General features: G+C 33.9%; 19 protein-coding genes and 2 pseudogenes. 3 read left to right on the forward strand and 18 right to left on the reverse strand.

Features of this window, described 5'->3' with window-relative positions:
- Positions 1-6: 6 nt before the first annotated feature.
- The 11 genes and pseudogenes from VK90_RS11375 to VK90_RS28480 form a co-directional block, all read right to left on the reverse strand.
- Positions 7-1533 (reverse strand): ATP-binding protein, encoded by a 1527-nt coding sequence (locus VK90_RS11375; protein WP_048372819.1) that lies wholly within the window; start codon positions 1531-1533, stop codon positions 7-9.
- Complete coding sequence (locus VK90_RS11380) at positions 1514-3676, reverse strand: transposase family protein (protein WP_231595856.1); 2163 nt, start codon at positions 3674-3676, stop codon at positions 1514-1516. The genes VK90_RS11375 and VK90_RS11380 overlap by 20 nt, the downstream gene beginning before the upstream one ends.
- A 1-nt stretch (position 3677) precedes the next feature.
- Positions 3678-4514, reverse strand: coding sequence for a heteromeric transposase endonuclease subunit TnsA (locus VK90_RS11385; protein ID WP_053081405.1), 837 nt, complete (start codon positions 4512-4514; stop codon positions 3678-3680).
- A 188-nt stretch (positions 4515-4702) separates the two neighbouring features.
- On the reverse strand, positions 4703-5128 hold the full coding sequence (locus VK90_RS11390) for a protein-tyrosine phosphatase family protein (RefSeq protein ID WP_048372825.1): 426 nt from the start codon (positions 5126-5128) through the stop codon (positions 4703-4705).
- A gap of 25 nt (positions 5129-5153) precedes the next feature.
- On the reverse strand, positions 5154-5435 hold the full coding sequence (locus VK90_RS11395) for a HesB/IscA family protein (RefSeq protein WP_048372826.1): 282 nt from the start codon (positions 5433-5435) through the stop codon (positions 5154-5156).
- A gap of 38 nt (positions 5436-5473) precedes the next feature.
- Positions 5474-7234, reverse strand: coding sequence for an arsenical pump-driving ATPase (gene arsA / locus VK90_RS11400; protein ID WP_048372827.1), 1761 nt, complete (start codon positions 7232-7234; stop codon positions 5474-5476).
- An 18-nt stretch (positions 7235-7252) separates the two neighbouring features.
- Positions 7253-7612 (reverse strand): arsenite efflux transporter metallochaperone ArsD, encoded by a 360-nt coding sequence (gene arsD, locus VK90_RS11405; protein WP_048372829.1) that lies wholly within the window; start codon positions 7610-7612, stop codon positions 7253-7255.
- A gap of 64 nt (positions 7613-7676) precedes the next feature.
- Positions 7677-8081 (reverse strand): arsenate reductase (thioredoxin), encoded by a 405-nt coding sequence (gene arsC, locus VK90_RS11410; protein ID WP_048372831.1) that lies wholly within the window; start codon positions 8079-8081, stop codon positions 7677-7679.
- 25 nt (positions 8082-8106) lie between these two features.
- On the reverse strand, positions 8107-9162 hold the full coding sequence (gene arsB, locus VK90_RS11415; protein WP_048372833.1) for an ACR3 family arsenite efflux transporter: 1056 nt from the start codon (positions 9160-9162) through the stop codon (positions 8107-8109).
- A gap of 28 nt (positions 9163-9190) precedes the next feature.
- Positions 9191-9538, reverse strand: a complete 348-nt coding sequence (locus tag VK90_RS11420) for an ArsR/SmtB family transcription factor (protein ID WP_048372835.1) — start codon at positions 9536-9538, stop codon at positions 9191-9193.
- 789 nt (positions 9539-10327) lie between these two features.
- Positions 10328-10468: pseudogene (locus VK90_RS28480) on the reverse strand (arsenate reductase); the annotation flags it as partial.
- Between the two features lie 199 nt (positions 10469-10667).
- Here VK90_RS28480 and VK90_RS11430 point away from each other — a divergent pair.
- Positions 10668-11654 carry an FTR1 family iron permease gene (locus VK90_RS11430; RefSeq protein WP_048372839.1) on the forward strand — a complete coding sequence of 329 codons (987 nt, stop codon included), beginning with the start codon at positions 10668-10670 and terminating at the stop codon, positions 11652-11654.
- Positions 11655-11771: 117 nt separating this feature from the next.
- Here the strand turns inward: VK90_RS11430 and VK90_RS11435 are convergent, their stop codons facing one another.
- The 3 genes from VK90_RS11435 to VK90_RS11445 all read right to left on the reverse strand — a co-directional run bounded on the left by VK90_RS11435 (position 11772) and on the right by VK90_RS11445 (position 15277).
- Entirely contained in the window at positions 11772-13904 is a 2133-nt protein-coding gene (locus tag VK90_RS11435) for a heavy metal translocating P-type ATPase (RefSeq protein WP_048372843.1), read from the reverse strand.
- Positions 13897-14265, reverse strand: a complete 369-nt coding sequence (locus VK90_RS11440; RefSeq protein ID WP_048372845.1) for an ArsR/SmtB family transcription factor — start codon at positions 14263-14265, stop codon at positions 13897-13899. The genes VK90_RS11435 and VK90_RS11440 overlap by 8 nt, the downstream gene beginning before the upstream one ends.
- 580 nt (positions 14266-14845) lie before the next feature.
- Positions 14846-15277: a cytidine deaminase gene (locus VK90_RS11445; protein WP_269431819.1), complete on the reverse strand. Its 432-nt coding sequence runs from the start codon at positions 15275-15277 to the stop codon at positions 14846-14848.
- 408 nt (positions 15278-15685) lie between these two features.
- Between VK90_RS11445 and VK90_RS11450 the strand changes: the two are divergent.
- A pseudogene (locus VK90_RS11450) lies at positions 15686-16117 on the forward strand (recombinase family protein); the annotation flags it as partial.
- Positions 16118-16327: 210 nt separating this feature from the next.
- Here VK90_RS11450 and VK90_RS11455 read toward each other — a convergent pair.
- The 4 genes from VK90_RS11455 to VK90_RS11470 form a co-directional block, all read right to left on the reverse strand.
- Positions 16328-16822 (reverse strand): arsinothricin resistance N-acetyltransferase ArsN1 family A, encoded by a 495-nt coding sequence (locus tag VK90_RS11455; RefSeq protein ID WP_048372849.1) that lies wholly within the window; start codon positions 16820-16822, stop codon positions 16328-16330.
- 59 nt (positions 16823-16881) lie between these two features.
- On the reverse strand, positions 16882-17085 hold the full coding sequence (locus VK90_RS11460) for a hypothetical protein (RefSeq protein WP_002202394.1): 204 nt from the start codon (positions 17083-17085) through the stop codon (positions 16882-16884).
- A 79-nt stretch (positions 17086-17164) separates the two neighbouring features.
- The gene (locus VK90_RS11465; RefSeq protein ID WP_048372850.1) at positions 17165-18550 is read right to left on the reverse strand and encodes an NAD(P)-binding domain-containing protein; all 1386 of its coding nucleotides are present in this window, start codon (positions 18548-18550) and stop codon (positions 17165-17167) included.
- A 184-nt stretch (positions 18551-18734) separates the two neighbouring features.
- The gene (locus VK90_RS11470) at positions 18735-19055 is read right to left on the reverse strand and encodes an ArsR/SmtB family transcription factor (RefSeq protein WP_048372851.1); all 321 of its coding nucleotides are present in this window, start codon (positions 19053-19055) and stop codon (positions 18735-18737) included.
- Between the two features lie 455 nt (positions 19056-19510).
- On the opposite strand from VK90_RS11470, the gene VK90_RS11475 reads away from it, so the two are divergent.
- Entirely contained in the window at positions 19511-20797 is a 1287-nt protein-coding gene (locus VK90_RS11475; RefSeq protein WP_048372852.1) for a hypothetical protein, read from the forward strand.
- The last annotated feature ends 144 nt before the right edge of the window (positions 20798-20941 follow it).

Consider the following 20941-nt stretch of genomic DNA (forward strand, 5'->3'; position numbering starts at 1 on the left):
CTTTAATTATGTTTTTTCATCCTGTATGTTTTCTACTAATCCTTTTGATAAAGCCAAAGATGCTGCTTGCTGCAATAAAAATTTAAAGCTTTTCTTTTCTCCATATTCCTCTAATACTTTTTCAACAGAAACTTTAGCAACCTCGTAGTCAATCTCCATACCTTGCAATTTTTGAATAATCCTTATGTCTATATCATCTTTAGAATTTTGATTACACAAGGTTTCTTGCTGATCCATAAAATAGTTTACATTGACTACATTAGCTACTTCGTTCAATCCAGAATCTAATGTATCGTCTAATGTACTCAATACTATATCTTCATACCTTGCCATATTAGATTTTTTCCCTGTTTTCATCGCTTTAAGAACTGGTTGGAGTGACTTTAAATAGTTCTCAGAAACTCGTTTAATGACGGTAGGGGTTATGACTTCCTTTTTCTTCTTCATGGTTTCCATTTGTACCAGCATAAATAACTTCACTGCAATTGCAATAATTCCTTGACTGTACTCATACATTACTTTACTTAATTCAGGAGTCAACTCTGTATACTCTCGGTTCCATTGATAGCGCCATAACCCTTTTAACAACAACTCCCATTCTCTATCTGTTTCTCTATGATGCATCCAAATTAAATCCCCTTGGCCACACATTCTCCGAATCTGTCTCAATGCTCTTTTATACAACACTTCTGTTTTTGGTGTCCCAATAAATATGATTGGGATTTTGCATGTATTATTTAAAGTAACAAAGAAATTCAGCATTACTTCTTCACCTTGACTTTTGGCTATACTTAGATGTTGAATTTCATCCACAATCAATACTCCAATGCCATGTTGTACTATATGACTTTGCATAGCTACAATAAGTCTAGAAACAGTAACACGTGACTTAAATATTTCTTGTGTATATTGCGTTCCTAACACACTGTCGAGTTTTTTAAAAAATGCTCCTATTAAACCTTTCAGTGTACCATCATGAGAACAATCTATTTTTAAATAAACAACTTGCTTTCTAATAAACGGTTGATTTTTATATTCTGTATGTTGAATTACCTGCGGATAAGTAGAGAGCAATCTGCTTAAACTTCTTGATTTTCCAATACCTGAAGTTCCAATTATCATAAAGCCTTCTCCAGGCACTTCATCACTATTTGTTAAAGGCATTTCACCTTTTTGTAAATTATCGTATATTTGCCTGAGTAATAACTTCTCTTCCTTATTCATAGGGTTTCTATACAAATATCCTTGTCTAAGAGCTCTATCAAAAAGATTATACAGAGAAATCTGTCTACCATATGGCTGAAAAAAACTGTTTAAACGCATTACATAATGGCAACGTAACTCTTTGGGATGTAATCTTTCCTCTTTGTTAAAATGTGGATAAACCGCTAAAGACTTGTAAATGTTTTCCGTATTCAGTATAGGAGGCAAAGTCTCTAAGAATGGATTTCCTTCATACTCCTTTACTTGTTGAGGTAAGTATACCGCCTTAGGGTGATCTATGTAGATATCATTAACCATTTTCTTCCCCATAGTTTCCTTCCTCCATTAGTTCTTCATATAGTTTTAGTTGTTCTATCTCATATTCATTCAATTCTGCTTCTTCTTCACATCCTAAAGATAATGTTCTTTTATGTAATTTCTCGCCCTTTTCTTCTTTATTTTCCATTAAAAATGCCTCTTGTGGTTGACGTTCAAAGTTATCTTCTTTTCTTCTTTCTTTAATATTTTTTATTTTTGCTTTGTTACTTTCTTCAAATATCGGGATAATACTTTTTGTTCGCTGCTCTGCATCAGCAACAACTTCTTCCACTCTGGACTGATAAGTTAATTTTCTTTCTAAGCTCTCTTTTGCCTTAATTTGCTTTAATTCTCTCTCTGTTTTTTGTAAATATTCTATCTCACTTAAGCTTTTACCATAATAGGCACTAGTCTTATCCATTTCACAAGCAATATAACTCCCTTCGCTTTCATCTTTAATATGAATAAACGTCATGTTTCTCGGATCAAAGAGTACCCTGATTTTCCACCCTTTATTTCTAGCTTTTTCAAACCAATGTTCTTGTATTGCTTTTGCACACGTATATCTCATGTTTTTATATTTAATTCCTTCAGCAGAAACCCTTCCTACATCTACAGACATGAAAGCAAACTTTAATTCTTCTTTTGGAAATGTCCTTAAGATACCTGAACATTTTTCAATTCCCCAGTTCCAAATATTATTTGGAGTTGGAACCACTTGATCTCTTAACATCGCTTCACTTAATTCATAGTGTTCAAGGATTTTCTGATTATGCATTCTTATATATTCAATAATGATTTTACGAATATCTTGAATTGTAAGAACTGCCTTTAGGCGATAATCTGGTGCCCCTCGTTTCCCAAAATTTTTTTCAACATATCCTGGTAATAATGGTTTTGCATTCTGTTGTAGAACCCCCAATGCACGCTCTACAATACCTTTCAAATCAGCTCTATATGGAGGGGTATTTTCAAGACAAATATTAATTCTATTCGCTAGCTTTTGGGCTTCTTTTCCCACTAATTCTCCTCGATCGGCTAGTAATGCCGCTGGCAAATTTGATGCTATCCATTCACCTGGCTCAATTGAAATTCCCAGATTTCCACAATACTCTACTTTATCGCTAACTGCACAATAAAGTGCTAATCTGGCCATCTCTAATGAAGCCGATCTGGTATCTACATGAAAACCAACTATCATTCTGCTAAATACGTCAACTACAAGATATAAAGTTGGTCGTCCTATTATCGCATTATAATTATTCGAAGATACAACATAGACGTCTGCGATTGTAGAATCAATTTGATATAAACTACCTGGTCCATAAACATAATCATTTGATTTTCCTAGGATAGCTCTTTGAGTTAAATTATGTTCTTTTTCCCCTAAACGTTTTATTGCTACCTTATGTGAACTGGTTAATTTTTTTGCCCAATAAACAAATTGATCATATGAAGGTGGATTTGCATCTTCTTTAAACTTCAATACAGTCTCGCTACCAAATTTCAACTTATCCATAAAATTTTCCGCTAGAAACCTTTCATATGTGTAACGTAGGGAGTTTTCTTTTTGGTTCATATAATATTTTTGAAACGCATTAACGATAAGTTTTTTTACTTGCTGTGTTATATTTGTTCCTTCGCCATGGATATCTTTATCTTTTTTTTGTCTACCAACTTTTTTATGTCCAAGGATTTTTTCTTTTCCTTTTCCACCACAATTTTTATAATTATCAACTATCGCTCCTTTATTTTGACCATTTTTCCAATACATTCTTAACAACTTATATAGAGTTGGCTTCGTGTATCCTTGCTGAATATACGCCTTTAAAATTTCTCCTCTTGCCTTTCTGTCAAATATAGCCGGAATATTCTCTTGTGATAATAACCGTTGAATTAAGTGCCAATTCTTCTCTATACGTTCCCTTTGCGAGGCATTTAACTCCTCCTCCATATATAACTTATAATAAGGATCTGATAGACTTACTCTAATCATGTCATTTTGAATATCAGTTATAATATCAAGTACATTTACCTTGATAGGAAGAGCATCATTATCATTTAAGGCAAAAATGTACATGACTTCTTGTTTAGAATCTATCCATAAAACTCTATAGTAGATTTTATCTTCATCTGTATCTTCTTCTAAAATCATATTATGGTATAAAACGGTCATAAAAGGCCTCCTTATCTACATAAAAATCATCCCTTTCTAACATATGCATTTTAAAATCTTGTTGTAAGTTAATCTTTATAACATGGTGAAAAACCAAAAAGTTAAAAAATGTTAATACCGTTCCATTCCTTAAACTATTTTCTCTTGTAAAAGCTTCTAAAGAATGTTCAAGACATACGGTAGATTTATTTAGATACACTACAAACTTCTCTAGTAGATGAATCATTTCTTTGGTCAACGTAGGATAACTTATAACTATATTTGCATTTCTAATTCTTTTTAAATTATTAACAAGCGGAAGAGGTATATCTTGTTCGGTTATAATTCCCCAATCTATATTTTTTTGTTCCCAATAACAACGTTCAATTTCAAATTTCTCCTGAACACGCTTTTTTCCTAATTCATTTGAGGGTTTAACTGTCCTTGCAATTATTTTTTCACAATGATTTTCATTTATCGTGATTATAAAATCTGTACTCATGACATAAGGTGTATTGCTTCTACTATCTGTTGGATATTTAATCTTCTTTTCCTTAGCAATCTCCATTGCTAATTCTAAATCTAGTAGTGGATATTGCTCCCGAATATCGATAACATGCTTTGAGTAATCTAACAATAAAAAATAGTTATACTCAAGACGAGATAAAAAATGGTGCATTCTTTTTGTTTTAAGACCTAACTCCCTAGATACAATACCGTTTGATGGAAAGTCATTTACTGTTATCCAAGGCAGGTATTCTGAACCTTCTCCTAATCCTCTGCCTTCATCAATCCATTTTTTCATCTTTCCCCACGTCCACATTCTTGCTCTCTTCATGATTAAACCGTCCTCTCGTAGTAACAGCTTTTATTAGGGTTAACAATATGCTAAATATTCAAACATTTAAACCGGAAACTCTATCGAGAAAATCTATTACTTAATAAATTATGTGAATTTTTTATCCATTTAATTAAAAAAATAGAAGGCATTCGTATGTTTAAGCATACGAATGCCTTCTATTTTTATTATTGATATAAGTTTATTAATACTTGTTTTAACTCTGGTTTTATTGCAATAATTGAGCGAACCGCCTTTACTTGTTGTTCCGCATCTTCAACATTAGAAGCATGACCTAATTCTAACATTAATCCCGTTGCAACTGTACCTGTACGATTACGTCCACCGGAACAATGGAAAAATACTTTCTTATCTTGTTCAACAGCTTCTTTGACAGCTGCAATTGCAGTTTTTACTGACTCATCTTGTCCCTCTACACCTTCTACAATCGGATAAGCATGACGTGTAGTTTCAGCTGGAAATCCTTCTGGTTCTTCTCCTCCAGCACGTAAGTCAAATACCTCTGTAATTCCATGCTTTTTCACTGCTTCTTGTATAGCGTCAACTCCACCTATATATACTTTTCCTTTTACGAGTTCATGGAAGTTAGTCATGTTTGTTAGTCTCCTTAATTATTATTTAGCAACAATTCGATCCGCCACTTATTACAAGGCCTGCACCTTGTTGATCTTCTACATAGTCTAGTGTCAATGTATTTACAATTTCAACAACCTTTGGATCCATAGCAACTTCTATACCGTTTACTGTTTCTTTGACATCATTTTCTTGTGCTTCGCCTAAATTAATACCGTAGCTAGGACCACAGCATCCGGCACCATCAAATGTAAAACGTAATGTTGTAACACCATTTTCTTTCATAGCAGTTTCAATAAACTCTTTTGCTTTATCTGTAATATTCATTTTTATTTCTCCCCTTCACAGTAACTAATTAAAATGTTTTATTTTACTAACTCTTTAAGCTTCTCATACCCTACAATATCTTCCGATTGCCAAGGGATGATAACACAGTTATTTTGTGATTCCTTTTGTACTTCTTGAATCCACTGTATTTCGGACTGTGCTCTTCCTCTTAACACGAAGTCACTTGTATGTGTTGCGTAAAAACTTTGATTGATAACCCACCATTTCGGAGTAATATTCGCACGTTTTAAGTCTTCTTGTAGACGGCTTGCTTCATGAACTGGTGTTGCTTCTGCAAGCGTTACAATTACAACGCTTGTTTCTTCTGGATTACGCAAACGTGGTAATAAGTTTTTCACAGACTGTGGTACTTCACCCGTAGAACGTGCAATTTCCTTATGATACGTTTGTGCTGCATCTAGTAACAATAATGTATGACCTGTTGGTGCTGTATCAATTACTACAATTTCATCATTAGCTCTTTCAACAATATCCGCTAAAGCACGAAAGACTGCAATCTCTTCCGTACAAGGAGAACGTAAGTCCTCTTCGAGATACGCTAAACCTTCTTCATCAACTGTATCTTTTGCTTGCTCTATGACTTCCTTACGATAATTTTCAACTTCTACTTTTGGATCAATTCGGCTTATCGTAATATTCCCTTGTTCTCCATGCATGACATAATCAATATGTGCTGCAGGATCAGTTGTAGTTAGGTGTACATGGTGTCCTTTTTCAGCCAGACCAACTGCAATTGCTGAAGCTACCGTAGTCTTTCCAACACCACCTTTTCCCATTGTAAAAATTACTCGTTTTCCTGATTCTGAAAGATTCGTAATCAATGTCTGAAGTGAAGGAATAGAGACGGTATTTGCTTCTTCATCCGAAATCGAGAGATTTTCCATTGGTTGAACCAGTTTTCTCATATTCTCTATCCCAGTAACATTAAACGGTACTAATGGGATTTCATAAGTGGGAAGATTTTTTAATTCTTCTGCCATGTTTTCTAACGCGCGTGATTGTCTCTTAAACAGTGCATTTGAGACATTATCATTTTGCATATAGTCTTTCAAAATCCCATTTACAAGTAGAAATTGATTACTAACACCAATTTCTTTTAATTCATGTGCTGCTCGTTCTGCTTCTTGTAATGGAGAACTATCTGGTCGTGTGACAAGCAATAACATCGTTTGGCTCGGATTAGATAGTGCCTGAACCGTTTGACTATATAACTCTTTCTTATCACCAAGTCCTGCTAGTGGTCCTAAACAAGAAGCTCCATGAGTACTTTCTTCTAGGAAACCACTCCAAGCCGTAGGAAGTTGAAGAAGACGTAACGTATGACCTGTTGGTGCTGTATCGAATATAATGTGATCAAATTTCGATGTTAATTCTTTATTTGTAAGTAACGTAGAGAATTCATCAAATGCGGCCATTTCTACTGTGCAAGCTCCAGATAATTGCTCTTCCATCGTTGCAATAACAGCATCAGGGAGCTTTCCACGGTATGGACCAACAACACGTTCTTTATATTCATGTGCTGCTGTTTCAGGATCTAAGTTTGCTACTTGTAGATTTGGAACACTTGGAATTTCTTTCGGTTTATTCGTAAGTTCTATTTCGAACACATCTTGTAAATTAGAAGCTGGGTCAGTACTTATTAATAAAACTTGTTTCCCCATATCAGCTAACGTAATGGCTGTTGCACATGCGGTGGATGTTTTACCTACGCCACCTTTTCCAGTAAAGAATAAAAATGGTGTAAATGTCATTGTGCTTGGATTAAATAGGTTTGTCATTGCCTTTCACTTCTTTCTCTATTTTTTAACGTTTAAATTTAAACGTATCTTTGGCTTCTGACTTAACTCTTCTTCCGTCATATTCGTTAATTGTGATAATTCTTCATTTGTTAAATGAACTCTTTCTTTTACTACTATTCCATCTACTAAAGTTACAGGTAACACATCTGGTCCTTTATCCATTAATAACTGACTAATGACACTGTTATTAGCAAAAGCGTCTGGTTCACTCGCAAGATTATAACGAGTAACATTCATACCTTTATTCTTCAAATTGTTAATTGCTACTGAAACACGAATTAACTCCGGGTCAACACTCGGTCCACAAACTCCTGTAGAACAACACATTGCAGGATCAAAAATTTCAATTTTTTTCATCTCTGATTTCTCCCCTTCTTTATAAAAAAGCCGAGAAAGAATTCTCGGCCTATTTTGTTTTCAATTATTCTCCTGTTTCAGCATACTTTTTAATGCGTGCGCCAATTTCATCACGAACTCTTTGGAATACAGACCACTCTTGACCAGCTGGATCATCAAATCCCCAGTGAACTCGTTTTACATGCGGTGGTGTTGTCGGACATACATCATTTGCGTGACCACAAAGTGTTACAACAAGATCCGCTTTGTCTAAAATGTCGCGATCAATAATATCAGATGTTTGATCCGTGATATCAATGTCTACTTCATTCATTGCTTTAATCGCATTTGGATTTACTCCGTGCGCCTCAATACCAGCAGAAAGTACATTCCATTTGTCACCTAAATACTTTTTGCCCCAAGCTTCTGCCATTTGGCTACGACAAGAGTTTCCTGTGCATAAGAAGTAAATTTTTTTTTTGTTTTCCATGATAATTCCACCTTTTTATGAATAGTTATTTTGGTTGTGTTTGAAAGTATTTACGTTGGAACCAAAGTGCAACATTTACAAGTGCAATCATAACTGGTACCTCTACTAAAGGTCCGATAACTGCAGCAAACGCTGCACCAGACTGGATTCCAAATACACCTACAGCTACAGCAATCGCTAATTCAAAGTTGTTACTTCCAGCTGTAAATGCTAATGTTGTTGATACCCCATAACTTGCACCGATTTTTTTGCCCATAAAGAAGGAGACAAAAAACATGATTACAAAATAAATGAGTAATGGAATTGCAATACGTACAACATCAAATGGTACGCTAACAATCACTTCTCCTTTTAGAGAGAACATCACAATGATTGTAAATAGTAATGCGATTAAAGTAATTGGACTAATCTTTGGAATGAATACTTTTTCATACCATTCTCGTCCTTTCGTTTTTACAAAAATCAAGCGTGTTAGCATTCCTGCAATGAATGGAATTCCTAAATATATAAACACTGATTTTGCAACCTCTGCCATTGTTATATCTACAACAGCTCCTTCAATTCCTAACCATTCTGGAATGACTGTTACAAACACATACGCGTATACTGAGAAAAATAACATTTGGAATACAGAGTTAAAAGCAACTAACCCTGCTGCATATTCTGTATCACCTTTTGCTAAGTCATTCCAAACGATAACCATCGCAATGCAACGCGCTAAACCTATCATGATTAAGCCCACCATATATTCTGGCTTATCCTGTAAAAATATAATTGCTAAGGCAAACATAAGAATAGGACCAATAATCCAGTTTTGTACAAGTGATAATACCAATACTTTTACATCTTTAAAAACGCGCCCCATCTCTTCGTAGCGTACTTTAGCGAGCGGTGGGTACATCATTAAAATTAAGCCAATCGCAAGCGGGATAGAAGTTGTTCCTACCTGTAGACTATTCATTCCATCAACGAATCCAGGTGATAGATATCCAACTCCAATCCCTACTGCCATTGCGAGAAAAATCCATAGGGTTAGATATCGATCTAGGAAAGATAGACGTTTTTTCCCCGTGTTGCTCATCCTCCTCACTTCCCTTTCTAACTATTTATTAACAACCACACCGGAGTGTAGGATTGCTCTTCACAATTTGTTTAATTTTCTCTGTTTGGTCTGGTACATGCGCTAAAATATCTTCTAATAGCGTGTATAAATCACTTGCCTGATTTAAAGAATAATAAATCCACTGACCTCTACGCTCTTCCTGCACTAAACCTAAATCCTTTAACTTTCGAAGATGCTGACTGATAGAAGGTTGGCTCATATCAAATACTTCTAGAAGTTCACAGACACAGCATTCACGTTGCTTAAGGATTGATACAATTGTTAACCTTGTTTTATCTCCTAATAGTTTCAGTAATTGGGCTGCTCTTGTTATCTCTACAACTGTTTTTTCCATATCTACACCTACCTCGTTATAATTATATAAGCATATGCTTATATGTTGTGTAAAAATAAAATGTATTATTCCTTCAAGTTACTTTATTCTCACTTTCAAAATAAGTATATAACTATTTGCTTATATGTTCAACTGAAAACTCTCACCTTTACAGAATCTTTACATTAAGTTTCCTTATTTAAAATTTGAATTCTTTTTCTTATCCCAAAGGATATAAATGATAAATCCTATAGGTCCTGTTAAAAAGATAAATATTAACCATATCAGAAAATGTTGCTTACTAATTTTATTTTTCTGATATTCGAGCGTAACATATGTACACATAAGAATAATCAAAAGATATATACCTACAATGAGCAATTGATCTAACAAAAACCTATCCCCCCACTTTTTATAAAAAGTAATTTTGAAACATTTATTATTTAATCATATCATATAAGTTTATAATTATATACTTATATGAATTTCATAGCTTACAATTATGCGATTAATAAGCTTTAATTGAAATACTTCTAATAATAAGCTTTTCATTGTTCTTACTGTAAGTACAAGTTCATTTAAACTAGTTTTACTTTAATGCTTAAGATGAAATAAAAGGAACCATGAGCCAATAAGATATACCTTTAATTGAATAAAAGTTAGTGGTCAATAATGCACCAATAAATCTAGAATTTTCAAATGAATCTTTTAATGACATAAGTAGTAGAAAGTTTCTTTTAACATTATGTTTTATATCAATTCCTATTTTCCTGTTTCTGAAAAATGCTTAATACGTGTCCAAATCCCATCTCACACACGCTGGAACTCAGACTACCCTTTTCCGGCTGGATCATCAAATCCCCAATGAACTCGAGGCACATTAAGAGGTGTTGTCGGACACGCAGAACCTGCGTGACTGTAAAGAGTGACTACTAAATCAGCATTGTTTATCCCATCCTTCTGCCATCTGGCTGCGACATGAGTTTACTGCACAAAGATTGGCTTTTTATTTCCACAAAATATATTAGCGTGTGATGCCCGCTTTATATCGGCAGGATCACTTATAAATATCTTGACTGACATTTGCAAATAGTATATATTCATTCGAGATAGATTATCATTGTCAATTATATGACTGGGAGAGACATGTATGATTAGAAAAATTTTCAATCTTAAAAACGTATTGCTCACAATTTCGCTTCTTATGGTTGTGGGTGTAATTGTATGGCAAGGTATATATTTTCAAGGGAATCCTGATCCAACTGCCAAAAATATAGGTACTGGGTCAGCCATTATCAATACAGCTATTCTCGTTTTCAGGGAAGGGCTAGAAGCGATACTAGTTTTATCCGCTATCATTTCTGGATTGGTTCGCAAGAAGCAAGATACTGTTTGGAAACCTATTGCTTTAGGATCTGGTGTTTCGTTATTAGCAACAGTGGCAACTTGGTTTATTGTTATAGCTATTATTTCTTCGGTAAATGCATCTGAATTGAATATTCAGGCATTTACAGGCTGTTTAGCAGTCATTGTTTTACTTATCATTATGAACTGGTTCTTTCATCAAATTTATTGGACAGGCTGGATTAAACTCCATAATCAAAGAAAAAAAGAAGTTACTTCTAACAGCGGGGAAATTGTACAAAAAACCACGTTTTGGTCTCTATTTGTTATCGGTTTAACATGCATTTATCGAGAAGGATTTGAAGTTGTTCTATTCCTTCAATCTCTGCGACTAGAAGTAGGCTCCGCTATCGTTTATCAAGGTGTATTAATTGGCTTCGGTTTAACGATGATTGTAGGGGTCCTCACCTTCTTAGCTCAAAAACGACTACCACATAAAAAAATGTTGGTATTTACAGGGGCATTATTAGTAATGGTTCTCGCGGTAATGGTCGGTGAAACAGTACAAGAAATGCAGTTAGCTGGATGGATAAGCACAACACCGATTCATAATCTTGTGATTCCTCAATGGATGCAAGTTTGGTTTTGTGTATTCCCAAATGTAGAATCTTTAGTTTTACAAGGGCTAGCTGTTGTGTATGTATTAGGTTCTTATTTTGCACAACGTTACATAACAAAGCGAAAAGCCATCAAGAAAAAAATCATTACAGAAACTGGAAAAGTGATAGCTTAAACGTAAAAGAGAAGCAACCTAAGGTTGCTTCTCTTTTTATCATTATGCCTTTCCTGTATTTTTACAAGAAGGGCGAATATTAGACTTTTCCTTTTCATTCGACTTGGAACAGCGTTCTTATTCTTTAACCTTTAATAATCGTAAGCTGTTCAATGTAACTAATAAAGTTGCGCCCATGTCAGCGAATATCGCTATCCATAGCGTTAACCAACCAGGAATAACTAAAAGTAAAGCAACAGCCTTAATAGCTAAAGAAAAGGTAATATTTTGTTTAATAATTGCCAAAGCCTTACGGCTCAAATTGATGGTATAAGGCAATTTACTTAAATCATCAGACATTAAGGCAATATCGGCTGTTTCTAAAGCAGTATCCGTGCCAGCTCCACCCATTGCAACACCAACCGTTGAAGCTGCTAGAGCAGGTGCGTCATTTACACCATCTCCAACCATTGCTACACTTTGATGCTTTCCACGAAGTTCTTTAATGAAATTCAGTTTATCTTCTGGAAGTAAATCAGCTTTAATATCAGAAACTCCAACTTGTTTTCCGATAGCTAATGCCGTTCTTTGGTTATCACCTGTCAGCATTACTGTTTCAATTCCAATGTGATTCAATTTATGGATAACTTCTTTAGAAGATTCTCTTATTTCATCTGCTACCGCAATGAGCAAGAGGATTTCTTTTTCTGTACCCAAAACCATTACGGTTTTCCCTTCTGTTTGCATACGATTAATGTTTTCTTTAATGCTACTATCAATTGAACGATGTAATTCTTCAAAAAGTTTCGGACTTCCTACATAATACATAATATTATTTACTTTAGCTTTCACGCCTTTACCCGTAATGGATTGGAATTCTTCTATAGAAACACCATTAAAGTTCAATCCATTTTCTTCGGCTTTTCTCATTATGGATGAAGCAAGTGGATGCTGTGAACCTTTTTCAATAGCTGCTGTAATCATTAACAATTCATTTTCATTTCCACCATACGTCACCACATCTGTCACTGATGGAACACCTTTTGTTAATGTACCTGTTTTATCAAACGCAATCGCTTTAAGGGCTCCTGTATTTTCTAAATGGATGCCACCTTTGATTAAAACACCGTTTCTTGCAGCGTTACCTATTGCAGTTACGACAGCAACGGGAGTGGAAACAACCAAAGCACAAGGACAACCAACCACTAACACGGCTAAACCTTCATAAATCCATTTGTTCCAATCCCCTCCAAAAAACAGAGGAGGCACAACAACAATTAATAAAGCCAAAACGATAATCGCTGGTGTATAGTATTTTGCAAATTTATCAACAAACGCTTGAGAAGGTGCCCGTTCAGCTTGAGCTTCCTCCACTAAATGGATGATCTTCGAGATAGTCGTATCTTCTACCCGTTTGGTTACTTTTACTTCGAGTAATCCTTCCTCATTTAACGTTCCTGCAAAAACCTCATCATCAATCGTTTTTGTTACTGGAACGCTTTCCCCTGTAATAGCAGCCTGATTAAGCGTAGAAGTACCTTTAATGACCATACCATCCATCGCTAATTTTTGACCAGGCTTAACGATCATAATATCGCCTACTTGAATTTCTTCAACGTGGACCATCATTTCTTCATTGCCACGGCGAATTAACGCTTCTTTTGGAGCTATATCCATCAATGATTCAATGGATTGGCGAGCTTTATCCATTGAATAACGTTCTAATGCTTCACTGACGGCAAATAGGATAACAACAGTTGCCCCTTCACCCCATTGACCAATTATTGCAGCACCAATAATGGCAATGGTCATTAGCGTATTCATATCGAAATTTAATCTACTTAGATTCTTAAAACCTTTTATAAATAACGAATATCCACCAATTAGAATGGATGCAATATAACCAATCGTCGGAATAATATGTCCTTCTCCTAATTGCTCCCCAATAATCCAACTAACCACAAGTAAAACGGCTGAAATATACACTTTAATGTTTTCTTTTTGCTTCCAGAACGGCTCACGTTCTATTCTTTGTTCTTTTTCATCCCGAATTTTTAAATTTTCAAATGCTCCTGCTTTTTCTAGTTCTTCAATTGTTGTCGTACCTTTAACATAAACTTTAGATGCTCCAAAGTTTACTTTCACATCCTCAACACCTGGCAATTCTTTAACATTATTTTCAAAAATGGCAGCACAGTTGGTACAAGTAAACCCTTGAACACGATAGGCTTTCATTTCTTGTTCAAATATTTTTGCTTTCTGATCAGACATTGACCTTCACCTCTTTCTTATGTGCTAATGCAATCATCATTATCTGTCTAATATTTTCATCATCTAACGAATAAAAAGCTAGTTTTCCTTCTTTTCTATGTTTCACAACCCCCTGCTTATGAAGGGTCCGTAAATGATGAGAAGCATTTGCAACCGTGACGCCTACAATATTTGCTATATCACACACACATAACTCTTCTTCTTGACATAAAGCATAGGTGATTTTTGCTCTATTTTCATCAGCAATAGCTTTTAACATTTGGGCAACACTAGAAATATCAACTGTTTGTAATTCACCTTGTATTCGATTGACCTTTTCTTCGTCATAACAATAAATCTCACAAGTATCTTTCTTATTCATTTTCTCACTCCATTCTCATTCAAGTTTTCATTTGAATATAGTGTATCACTTTTTCTAACTGATATTCAAGTGAAAATTTGAATGAAAATAAAAATTTGATTATTTGTAACAATAAGTCCCTTTAACGAACGTTTTTGGTGGTGTTAATTTACGATATTTGTAATAACGTATAAAATCCGCGAAATAACGGCAGCACCCCATGCCCATCAAGTTAAGAAATTGATTGTTCCCCAAAACGAAAAAAATGACATGAATTCTTATAACTAACAGTAGAGATATAAAATTTTTGTTTTGGGGATATCACAAAATCTTAGCATGATGGACATGGGCACCATATCAAAAAAAGAAAATTGTGCGTTTAGGCAAAATTTGGACGCAAATTAACCGGTTCCCTGTACGTTAAGGAACCGGCTTATTTACTTTACTACTTTTTTATATAATTTTTATCTCGTAATGGTCTTAGATTATTAAAATTTGTTTTTCATTTAAGTTCCAAACATAGTCACCTATTAACTCCCATCCAAGTGGAGATGCTAGTTCGCATGCTGGTTTGAAACTTCCATAAAGTTTAAGATTGTATTCATTTTTTCGTTATATCACTTGCATTAAAGTATCCTGGTAATAGATGTTCAATGGTTGTTTCTTTGATATCCCCATTTAGATTTGCAAGGAAAATTTTCGTATCTTTTCTTGCAAACTCAGCGATTACTTGTCTACATGCCCCACATGGCGATACTGGACCTTCTGTATCTGCCACAATTGCAATGGCTTTCACTTCTTTTTCTTTATGTGAAACTGCATTAAATATAGCAGTTCTTTCCGCACAATTTGTTAATCCGTATGAAGCATTTTCAACATTACATCCTAGATAAATCTTATCATTTTCAGTCAAAACTGCGGCTCCCACTTTAAAATTTGAATACGGTGTATACGCATTTTCTCTCACTTTAATTGCTTGCTTTACTAACTCAAATTTGTCCATTTTTTCTTCCTCATTTCTATATTTTAAAATTTCATTTCGACTGACTCATTTAAATGAGGTTAGTGTACAAATATATCTACATTAACAATGTCAGCCTGATAGCCAACTTATTAGCTTTAATGGTTCTGATGCAAACCTCGAATGCTGTCAAAATACACACAAAAATATGAGAGTAATTACGAACATTCAAATTTTATATTGATTTCCGAACAACTCATTCTCATGATAATACAACATTCATGTTGTATTATCTACGTAATCATTTTTGTAACAGAACCTCTTTCTTAGTATCTGGTTTCAAAACTGTATGATCAATTAACTTTGCAATGATCATTTTCTTCACTCCTCATATCTTTTAACAAATTCATTCTAACTTTGATTTGAACAAATGTAAATGCGTTTATGAAATTTTGTTCGTTCTTTTTTGAGATAGTGAAGAATCGTATGTTAGAATTTCTACGCCAAGGAGATACAGTAGTAGTAACAGATTTGACTCGTCTTTCTCGTTCTACAAAAGATTTAATTGAAATTGCCGAACTCATTTCTCAAAAAGGTGCAAACTTGAAAAGTCTAAAAGAAGCTTGGCTTGATACAACAACAGCACACGGAAAAATGCTCTTTACTGTTTTTGCAGGGATTTCTCAACTTGAAAGAGATTTAACCTCTGAACGAACAAAAGAAGGAATCATAGCAGCCAAGAAACGTGGGAAGCATCCCGGAAGAGCAAAAACTGATGAGAAAAAGGTAAATTATGCTTTATATCTTATAGATCAAGGGATGAATCGTACGGATGCTGCAGAAAAAGCTGGTATCTCTCACATGACGCTGTATCGTAAAATACAACAAAAAGATAATCAGCAATACAAATGAATGGGACAGAGTAGAAATAATATATCATTATTTGCTACTTTGCCCCTGGTTACAGTAACGCTGGTACTGGGCCTTCAATGCAAAATAAACAAGTATTCAACTAATTATAGTTAAACACTTGTTTTTCAAGCTATGCTATAAGTTTTTATGTTTTTTCACCCTTTAAATGCTTTATAACTTAAAAGCATTAGCACTTTTATACAACGTTATTTATACTACAGATAATAATTTCTCCATAATCATCACATCAACATGTTCCCCGTCCATTACACCCTGCTTTTCAAACACTCCTACTTCACGATAACCCATTTTACGATATAACCCTTGACCTAGATTATTAAAAGAAAAAGTAAACAAAACAAATTTATAGAATTCATTTTGCTGTCCGGTCTTTTCTAAAGCTAAAAGTAACTTCTGTCCTAAACCTTTTCCACGATATTCTCTCTTTATGTATATAGATAGTTCCCCTACACCCCGATAAGCGCATCGATGACTATATGGATTAATGGAAGCCCAACCGACAATATGAGAATTCTCTTCCATGACAATTACCGAATATCTTTTTTCTCGTTGAAATAGCCATTCCATCACATATTTATCTGTTTTTATTTCTGTCTCTAAAGTCGCAATACGATCCTCGATACCCTCATTATAAATATTCGTTATCTCTTGTATATCTTGTTCGGTTGCTCTTCTAATCTCCATGCATATCTCCCCCTAATACCTCTTATTTATCTCATAAAATTCTTATAAAATTTATTAATTTAATTAGGCTGTTTCAACTCTTGATAAGCGTCAAGGAAATTCTGATAAGTTTTCTCTCCTAAACTATTGTCTTGGAGCCCGAACATACTTTGAAAAATATAATCTTTTGCATCTTCAACATTGCATTGGCGGGCATTCATTATTAACCGCATATAGGATAAAAAATAATCCTTTTTTAAATTACCTGCATGATTAATAATCATTTCATTGTGTTCTCCTTTCAAACTTAATTATTCTGTAAGGAGACGTAATATAAATTCCTACTCCTTACAGGTACTTTCCTTAAGAACACGAATCTGTTCCACAACATGAATCATTTACTTTGTTAGAACTTAAATTTACACTGCAAACACCAGTCTCTGGCAAATCAAGTTCAACTTTTTCTGCTGATTCATAGTCTCCAGTAAGATATGCGACGATAGATCTAACTTGTTCATAACCTGTTGCCATTAGAAATGTCGGTGCCCTACCATAACTCTTTGAACCTACAATGTAGAAATCTTTTTCTGGTTGGCGAAGTTCTTTTTCACCGTGAGGTCGAACTGTACCACAGCTATGCAAATTAGGATCAATAAGTGGTGCTAATGTTGCTACGCTTTCAGTAGCAGAATCAATAGAAGTACGTATTTCACTTATTATAGATAAGTTAGGACGATTACCTGTATTTACAATCATCTCATGAACATCATTAATTTTTATTTCTTGTTCCTCTTGATGACCTAAAATGTCCATTCCATCCTTTGTTCTAACTACGTGTTGGATTTTATATGGTGTGATTACTTCCACACTTCCTTCATCAACTAATTGATGAATACGGCTACCTAGAGCACCACGTGCTTCAAGAGCATCTTTTTCCTCTCCACCATAGGCTTCTTCCGCACGTTGTTTCCTCATGATCCAAACAATATTAGTTTTTGGATTGGATTCTTTTAATTTAGCTAACTCTAATAAAGCATTGATTGCGGAATGACCACTTCCAACAACAGCTACTCGCTTATTTGCATATCGTTTTTGCTCTTTCCCTAAAATATCTGGAATTCCATAAAAAATATGTTTTTTGAGAGATTGTTCTTCTTTCAACCAAATACCATTAGAATTTGCAGGATTCGGATTTCCCCACGTACCTGAAGCATCTAGCACCGCTCTAGCTTCATAAATTTGAAGTACACCTTCTTTTTCTGTATAGATCATGAATGGCATTTTTTCACGATTCGCTGTTTTCATTTTATCTGTATCTTTCCTACCTATAGATAGTACTTTAGTATTCAGGTGGATAAATGGTTTAATTTCTGGAAGGTTCGCAAGCGGCTGTAAGTATTGTTCTACAATTTCTTTTCCTGTTGGTAATGCTTTTATGTCTGGTGATTCCCAACCATGCTGTTTAAGAAGAGAAAAAGCCACTTTATCTATGTTATATTGCCAAGGTGAGAATAGTCGCACATGTCCCCATGTAAGAATGTTGGCCCCTACATTTTCTCCAGCTTCTAATAAAATAAATGATTCACCATGTTTTGCTAAATGTGCAGCTGCAGCCAACCCTACGGGTCCGCCTCCAATAATGGCTATTGGTAACTGTTTTGTTCTCTGCATATCAGTATTATTTTGTAACGTTTGATTTTCCGTTCCGCAACACTCTTGTACTTTGAATGAAAGTTGAATAGGTTTCATGAAAAAATCCTCCTTATTTTATCTAAATTTATAAGTGTAGTTCCTTAATTGGATTCTTTAAATCAAAAAAAATTGATTTAAAAACCAGAATGATTATTCAAGTTTAATCACTTATCAAAAAGTTATATTAATCAATAAAAATTGATTTAAGATATATTAAAATGCTATTTCGTCCCAACCAAAGTTATGACATAGGACGAAATATACAGCATAATTGCTCAGATAATAGTGCATCTACTTCTTTTTTATTAATGTTATAGTAACTCCATGTTCCTTTTGTTTCTTTCGTAATAAGGTTCGCATCAAGTAAAAGTTTTAAATGGTACGAAAGTTTTGATTGTGATAATTCAAGAACACCAGTTAAATCACATACACAAGTTTCTCCACGCTGACACAATTCGTACAAAATGTGTAACCTTTTTTGATCTGCCAATGCTTTAAACTTCTTCTCATACGTTTCAAAGGTTTGGGTAGTTGATTGAGTGTACAATTTAATTTCTTTCATGGTAATTTCCTTTCATCAATTTTTTTTGATATTTATAATATATACGTCTTCCATTACTTTTGCAACTAATAAATCAAAAAAAATCGATTTATTAGTTGTCATGGAAACAACATTATTCGAATATTAGGAATGATGTTAATGCGAATCGTTTTATACTTTTATCTATACCTCTATCAGTCGTTGTCCTACTATCGATATCAAAATAACAAATATAAACATTTAAATCGAAAGACCTTAGACCTAAATAGTAGTGGCATTGTATAATAAGCATCAGTCCATTATTGCGATAATTTTTTTATTAAATAAAAAAAAGAACAACACTGCTACCTCAAATATTAGTTCTTTTAAGTGTTGAAATCAGCGTAATTTATATATTTCCCCTATAATATTACTATGTCAGACATTTTTATACTTAAAATGATTTCTTATCCATTATGATTCTAGGGGGATACATAGTGAACAAAATTAAAATCGACTTTTTTGAAGAACTAATCTCAGCACACAATACAGGCTTAATTGTAGGAAATGGATTCAGTATGAACTTTGATAGCTGTTTTAGCAATATTTATGGCCGTTTAAAAGAAGGAAGCTATGCTTTATCTAAAAATGGTGTATTTTCCATTTCACCAGGTGCTAAACCTCATACTAAAGCAATAATCAAGGAAAATTATAATAATGTATTAAGGTATGTTCGTACCCTTAATCAAAAACAATTAGAGGAAATTTTTAAAGATGCTGTAGCTTTTGCAGGACTTATTACAACAAACTCAACTATTTGGGATTTTTTAAATCAAAATAAACATTTAAATCGCTTAAAAGTTGGACCAGATATGCTAGAAATCACGGAAAATATCTATAGAATTGGTAGTACTAAAGGATTTCAATTTGTTAATATTGAAAATTGGCCAATACTTATATGGTTATTTCACTTGATTGAAGACCTAGCTGAATTTAAAAATTATAATCAGCAGAATAACCGTTTCATTACCCTTCTTAAAATAGGTGGACGAAAAAGCATATCGCCGCCTAACTCAGCAGGAGATGTAATCGTGAAAACAAGATTTAATGGTTTTGCCATTTACTATCGTTTGCTTATGTTGACTATCATCTTTGGAAACGGAAAAGCAGTTGATTTAAAAAATACAGAGTATGCGGAAAAAGTTAATCGAAACTCGTTGACATGCTGGTTACAAGAATTCAAAGAGCTGTTCAGCTTAAATTATGATCTACTTCTGGAACAAATCGTTCATCGACCTGTAACTTATCTACATGGGCATTTCCGAAATAATGCAGCAGGCTTTTCATATTTTCAGTCATACTCTATGAGATATGGTGATAAACAATATTATACCAACGATATAATATTAGGTGACTACACTACTACGAAGGTATTAGATCAATTCATACATTCCCTAGCAATGAAAGATATCGCCTTTGAACAACCACGAGTTGATCCATTAAACGAATTAACATTAAAAATGAATGAATCCAACATAAATCATATTGTATTTTTTGGTATGCATCCAGAAAATGATTACCATATTTTAAGTGGGATATACCATAATTTCTTAATAACTAAACAAGATAATCCCATAATTACATATTGCTACTTTAATGAACAGGAGATAGAGGATTTCACTAACACTTTCTATAAGGTTACTGATTCAATATACAGAAATAAAAATTTAATTCCTCTGCATTTTGTTGATTCTAAAGAAGTTATTAATCGATACTTTTTGTAAATCTATATATCAAGTTATATTATAACTGGTAACTGTTTAGAAAATAAAAAGCATGACATAAAATTGTCATGCTTTTTTATTCCTATCAATATTTTTTCAAACCTAACCTGTTACAGAACCTTTTACTCAGTAAAGAACTTTTTT

The organism is Bacillus sp. LK2, from assembly GCF_001043575.1.
Taxonomy (GTDB): Bacteria; Bacillota; Bacilli; order Bacillales; family Bacillaceae_G; genus Bacillus_A; species Bacillus_A paramycoides.

Excerpts from the sequence above, each read along its gene's own strand:
- VK90_RS11420 (WP_048372835.1), bottom strand. The coding sequence starts at position 9,538 with ATGGAAAAAACAGTTGTAGAGATAACAAGAGCAGCCCAATTACTGAAA.
- arsD (WP_048372829.1), bottom strand. The coding sequence starts at position 7,612 with ATGAAAAAAATTGAAATTTTTGATCCTGCAATGTGTTGTTCTACAGGA.
- VK90_RS11435 (WP_048372843.1), bottom strand. The coding sequence starts at position 13,904 with ATGTCTGATCAGAAAGCAAAAATATTTGAACAAGAAATGAAAGCCTAT.
- VK90_RS11385 (WP_053081405.1), bottom strand. The coding sequence starts at position 4,514 with ATGAAGAGAGCAAGAATGTGGACGTGGGGAAAGATGAAAAAATGGATT.
- VK90_RS11430 (WP_048372839.1), top strand. The coding sequence starts at position 10,668 with ATGATTAGAAAAATTTTCAATCTTAAAAACGTATTGCTCACAATTTCG.
- arsA (WP_048372827.1), bottom strand. The coding sequence starts at position 7,234 with ATGACAAACCTATTTAATCCAAGCACAATGACATTTACACCATTTTTA.
- arsB (WP_048372833.1), bottom strand. The coding sequence starts at position 9,162 with ATGAGCAACACGGGGAAAAAACGTCTATCTTTCCTAGATCGATATCTA.
- arsC (WP_048372831.1), bottom strand. The coding sequence starts at position 8,081 with ATGGAAAACAAAAAAAAAATTTACTTCTTATGCACAGGAAACTCTTGT.
- VK90_RS11460 (WP_002202394.1), bottom strand. The coding sequence starts at position 17,085 with ATGATTATTAATCATGCAGGTAATTTAAAAAAGGATTATTTTTTATCC.
- VK90_RS11440 (WP_048372845.1), bottom strand. The coding sequence starts at position 14,265 with ATGAATAAGAAAGATACTTGTGAGATTTATTGTTATGACGAAGAAAAG.
- VK90_RS11380 (WP_231595856.1), bottom strand. The coding sequence starts at position 3,676 with ATGATTTTAGAAGAAGATACAGATGAAGATAAAATCTACTATAGAGTT.
- VK90_RS11455 (WP_048372849.1), bottom strand. The coding sequence starts at position 16,822 with ATGGAGATTAGAAGAGCAACCGAACAAGATATACAAGAGATAACGAAT.
- VK90_RS11470 (WP_048372851.1), bottom strand. The coding sequence starts at position 19,055 with ATGAAAGAAATTAAATTGTACACTCAATCAACTACCCAAACCTTTGAA.
- VK90_RS11375 (WP_048372819.1), bottom strand. The coding sequence starts at position 1,533 with ATGGGGAAGAAAATGGTTAATGATATCTACATAGATCACCCTAAGGCG.
- VK90_RS11390 (WP_048372825.1), bottom strand. The coding sequence starts at position 5,128 with ATGACTAACTTCCATGAACTCGTAAAAGGAAAAGTATATATAGGTGGA.
- VK90_RS11465 (WP_048372850.1), bottom strand. The coding sequence starts at position 18,550 with ATGAAACCTATTCAACTTTCATTCAAAGTACAAGAGTGTTGCGGAACG.
- VK90_RS11395 (WP_048372826.1), bottom strand. The coding sequence starts at position 5,435 with ATGAATATTACAGATAAAGCAAAAGAGTTTATTGAAACTGCTATGAAA.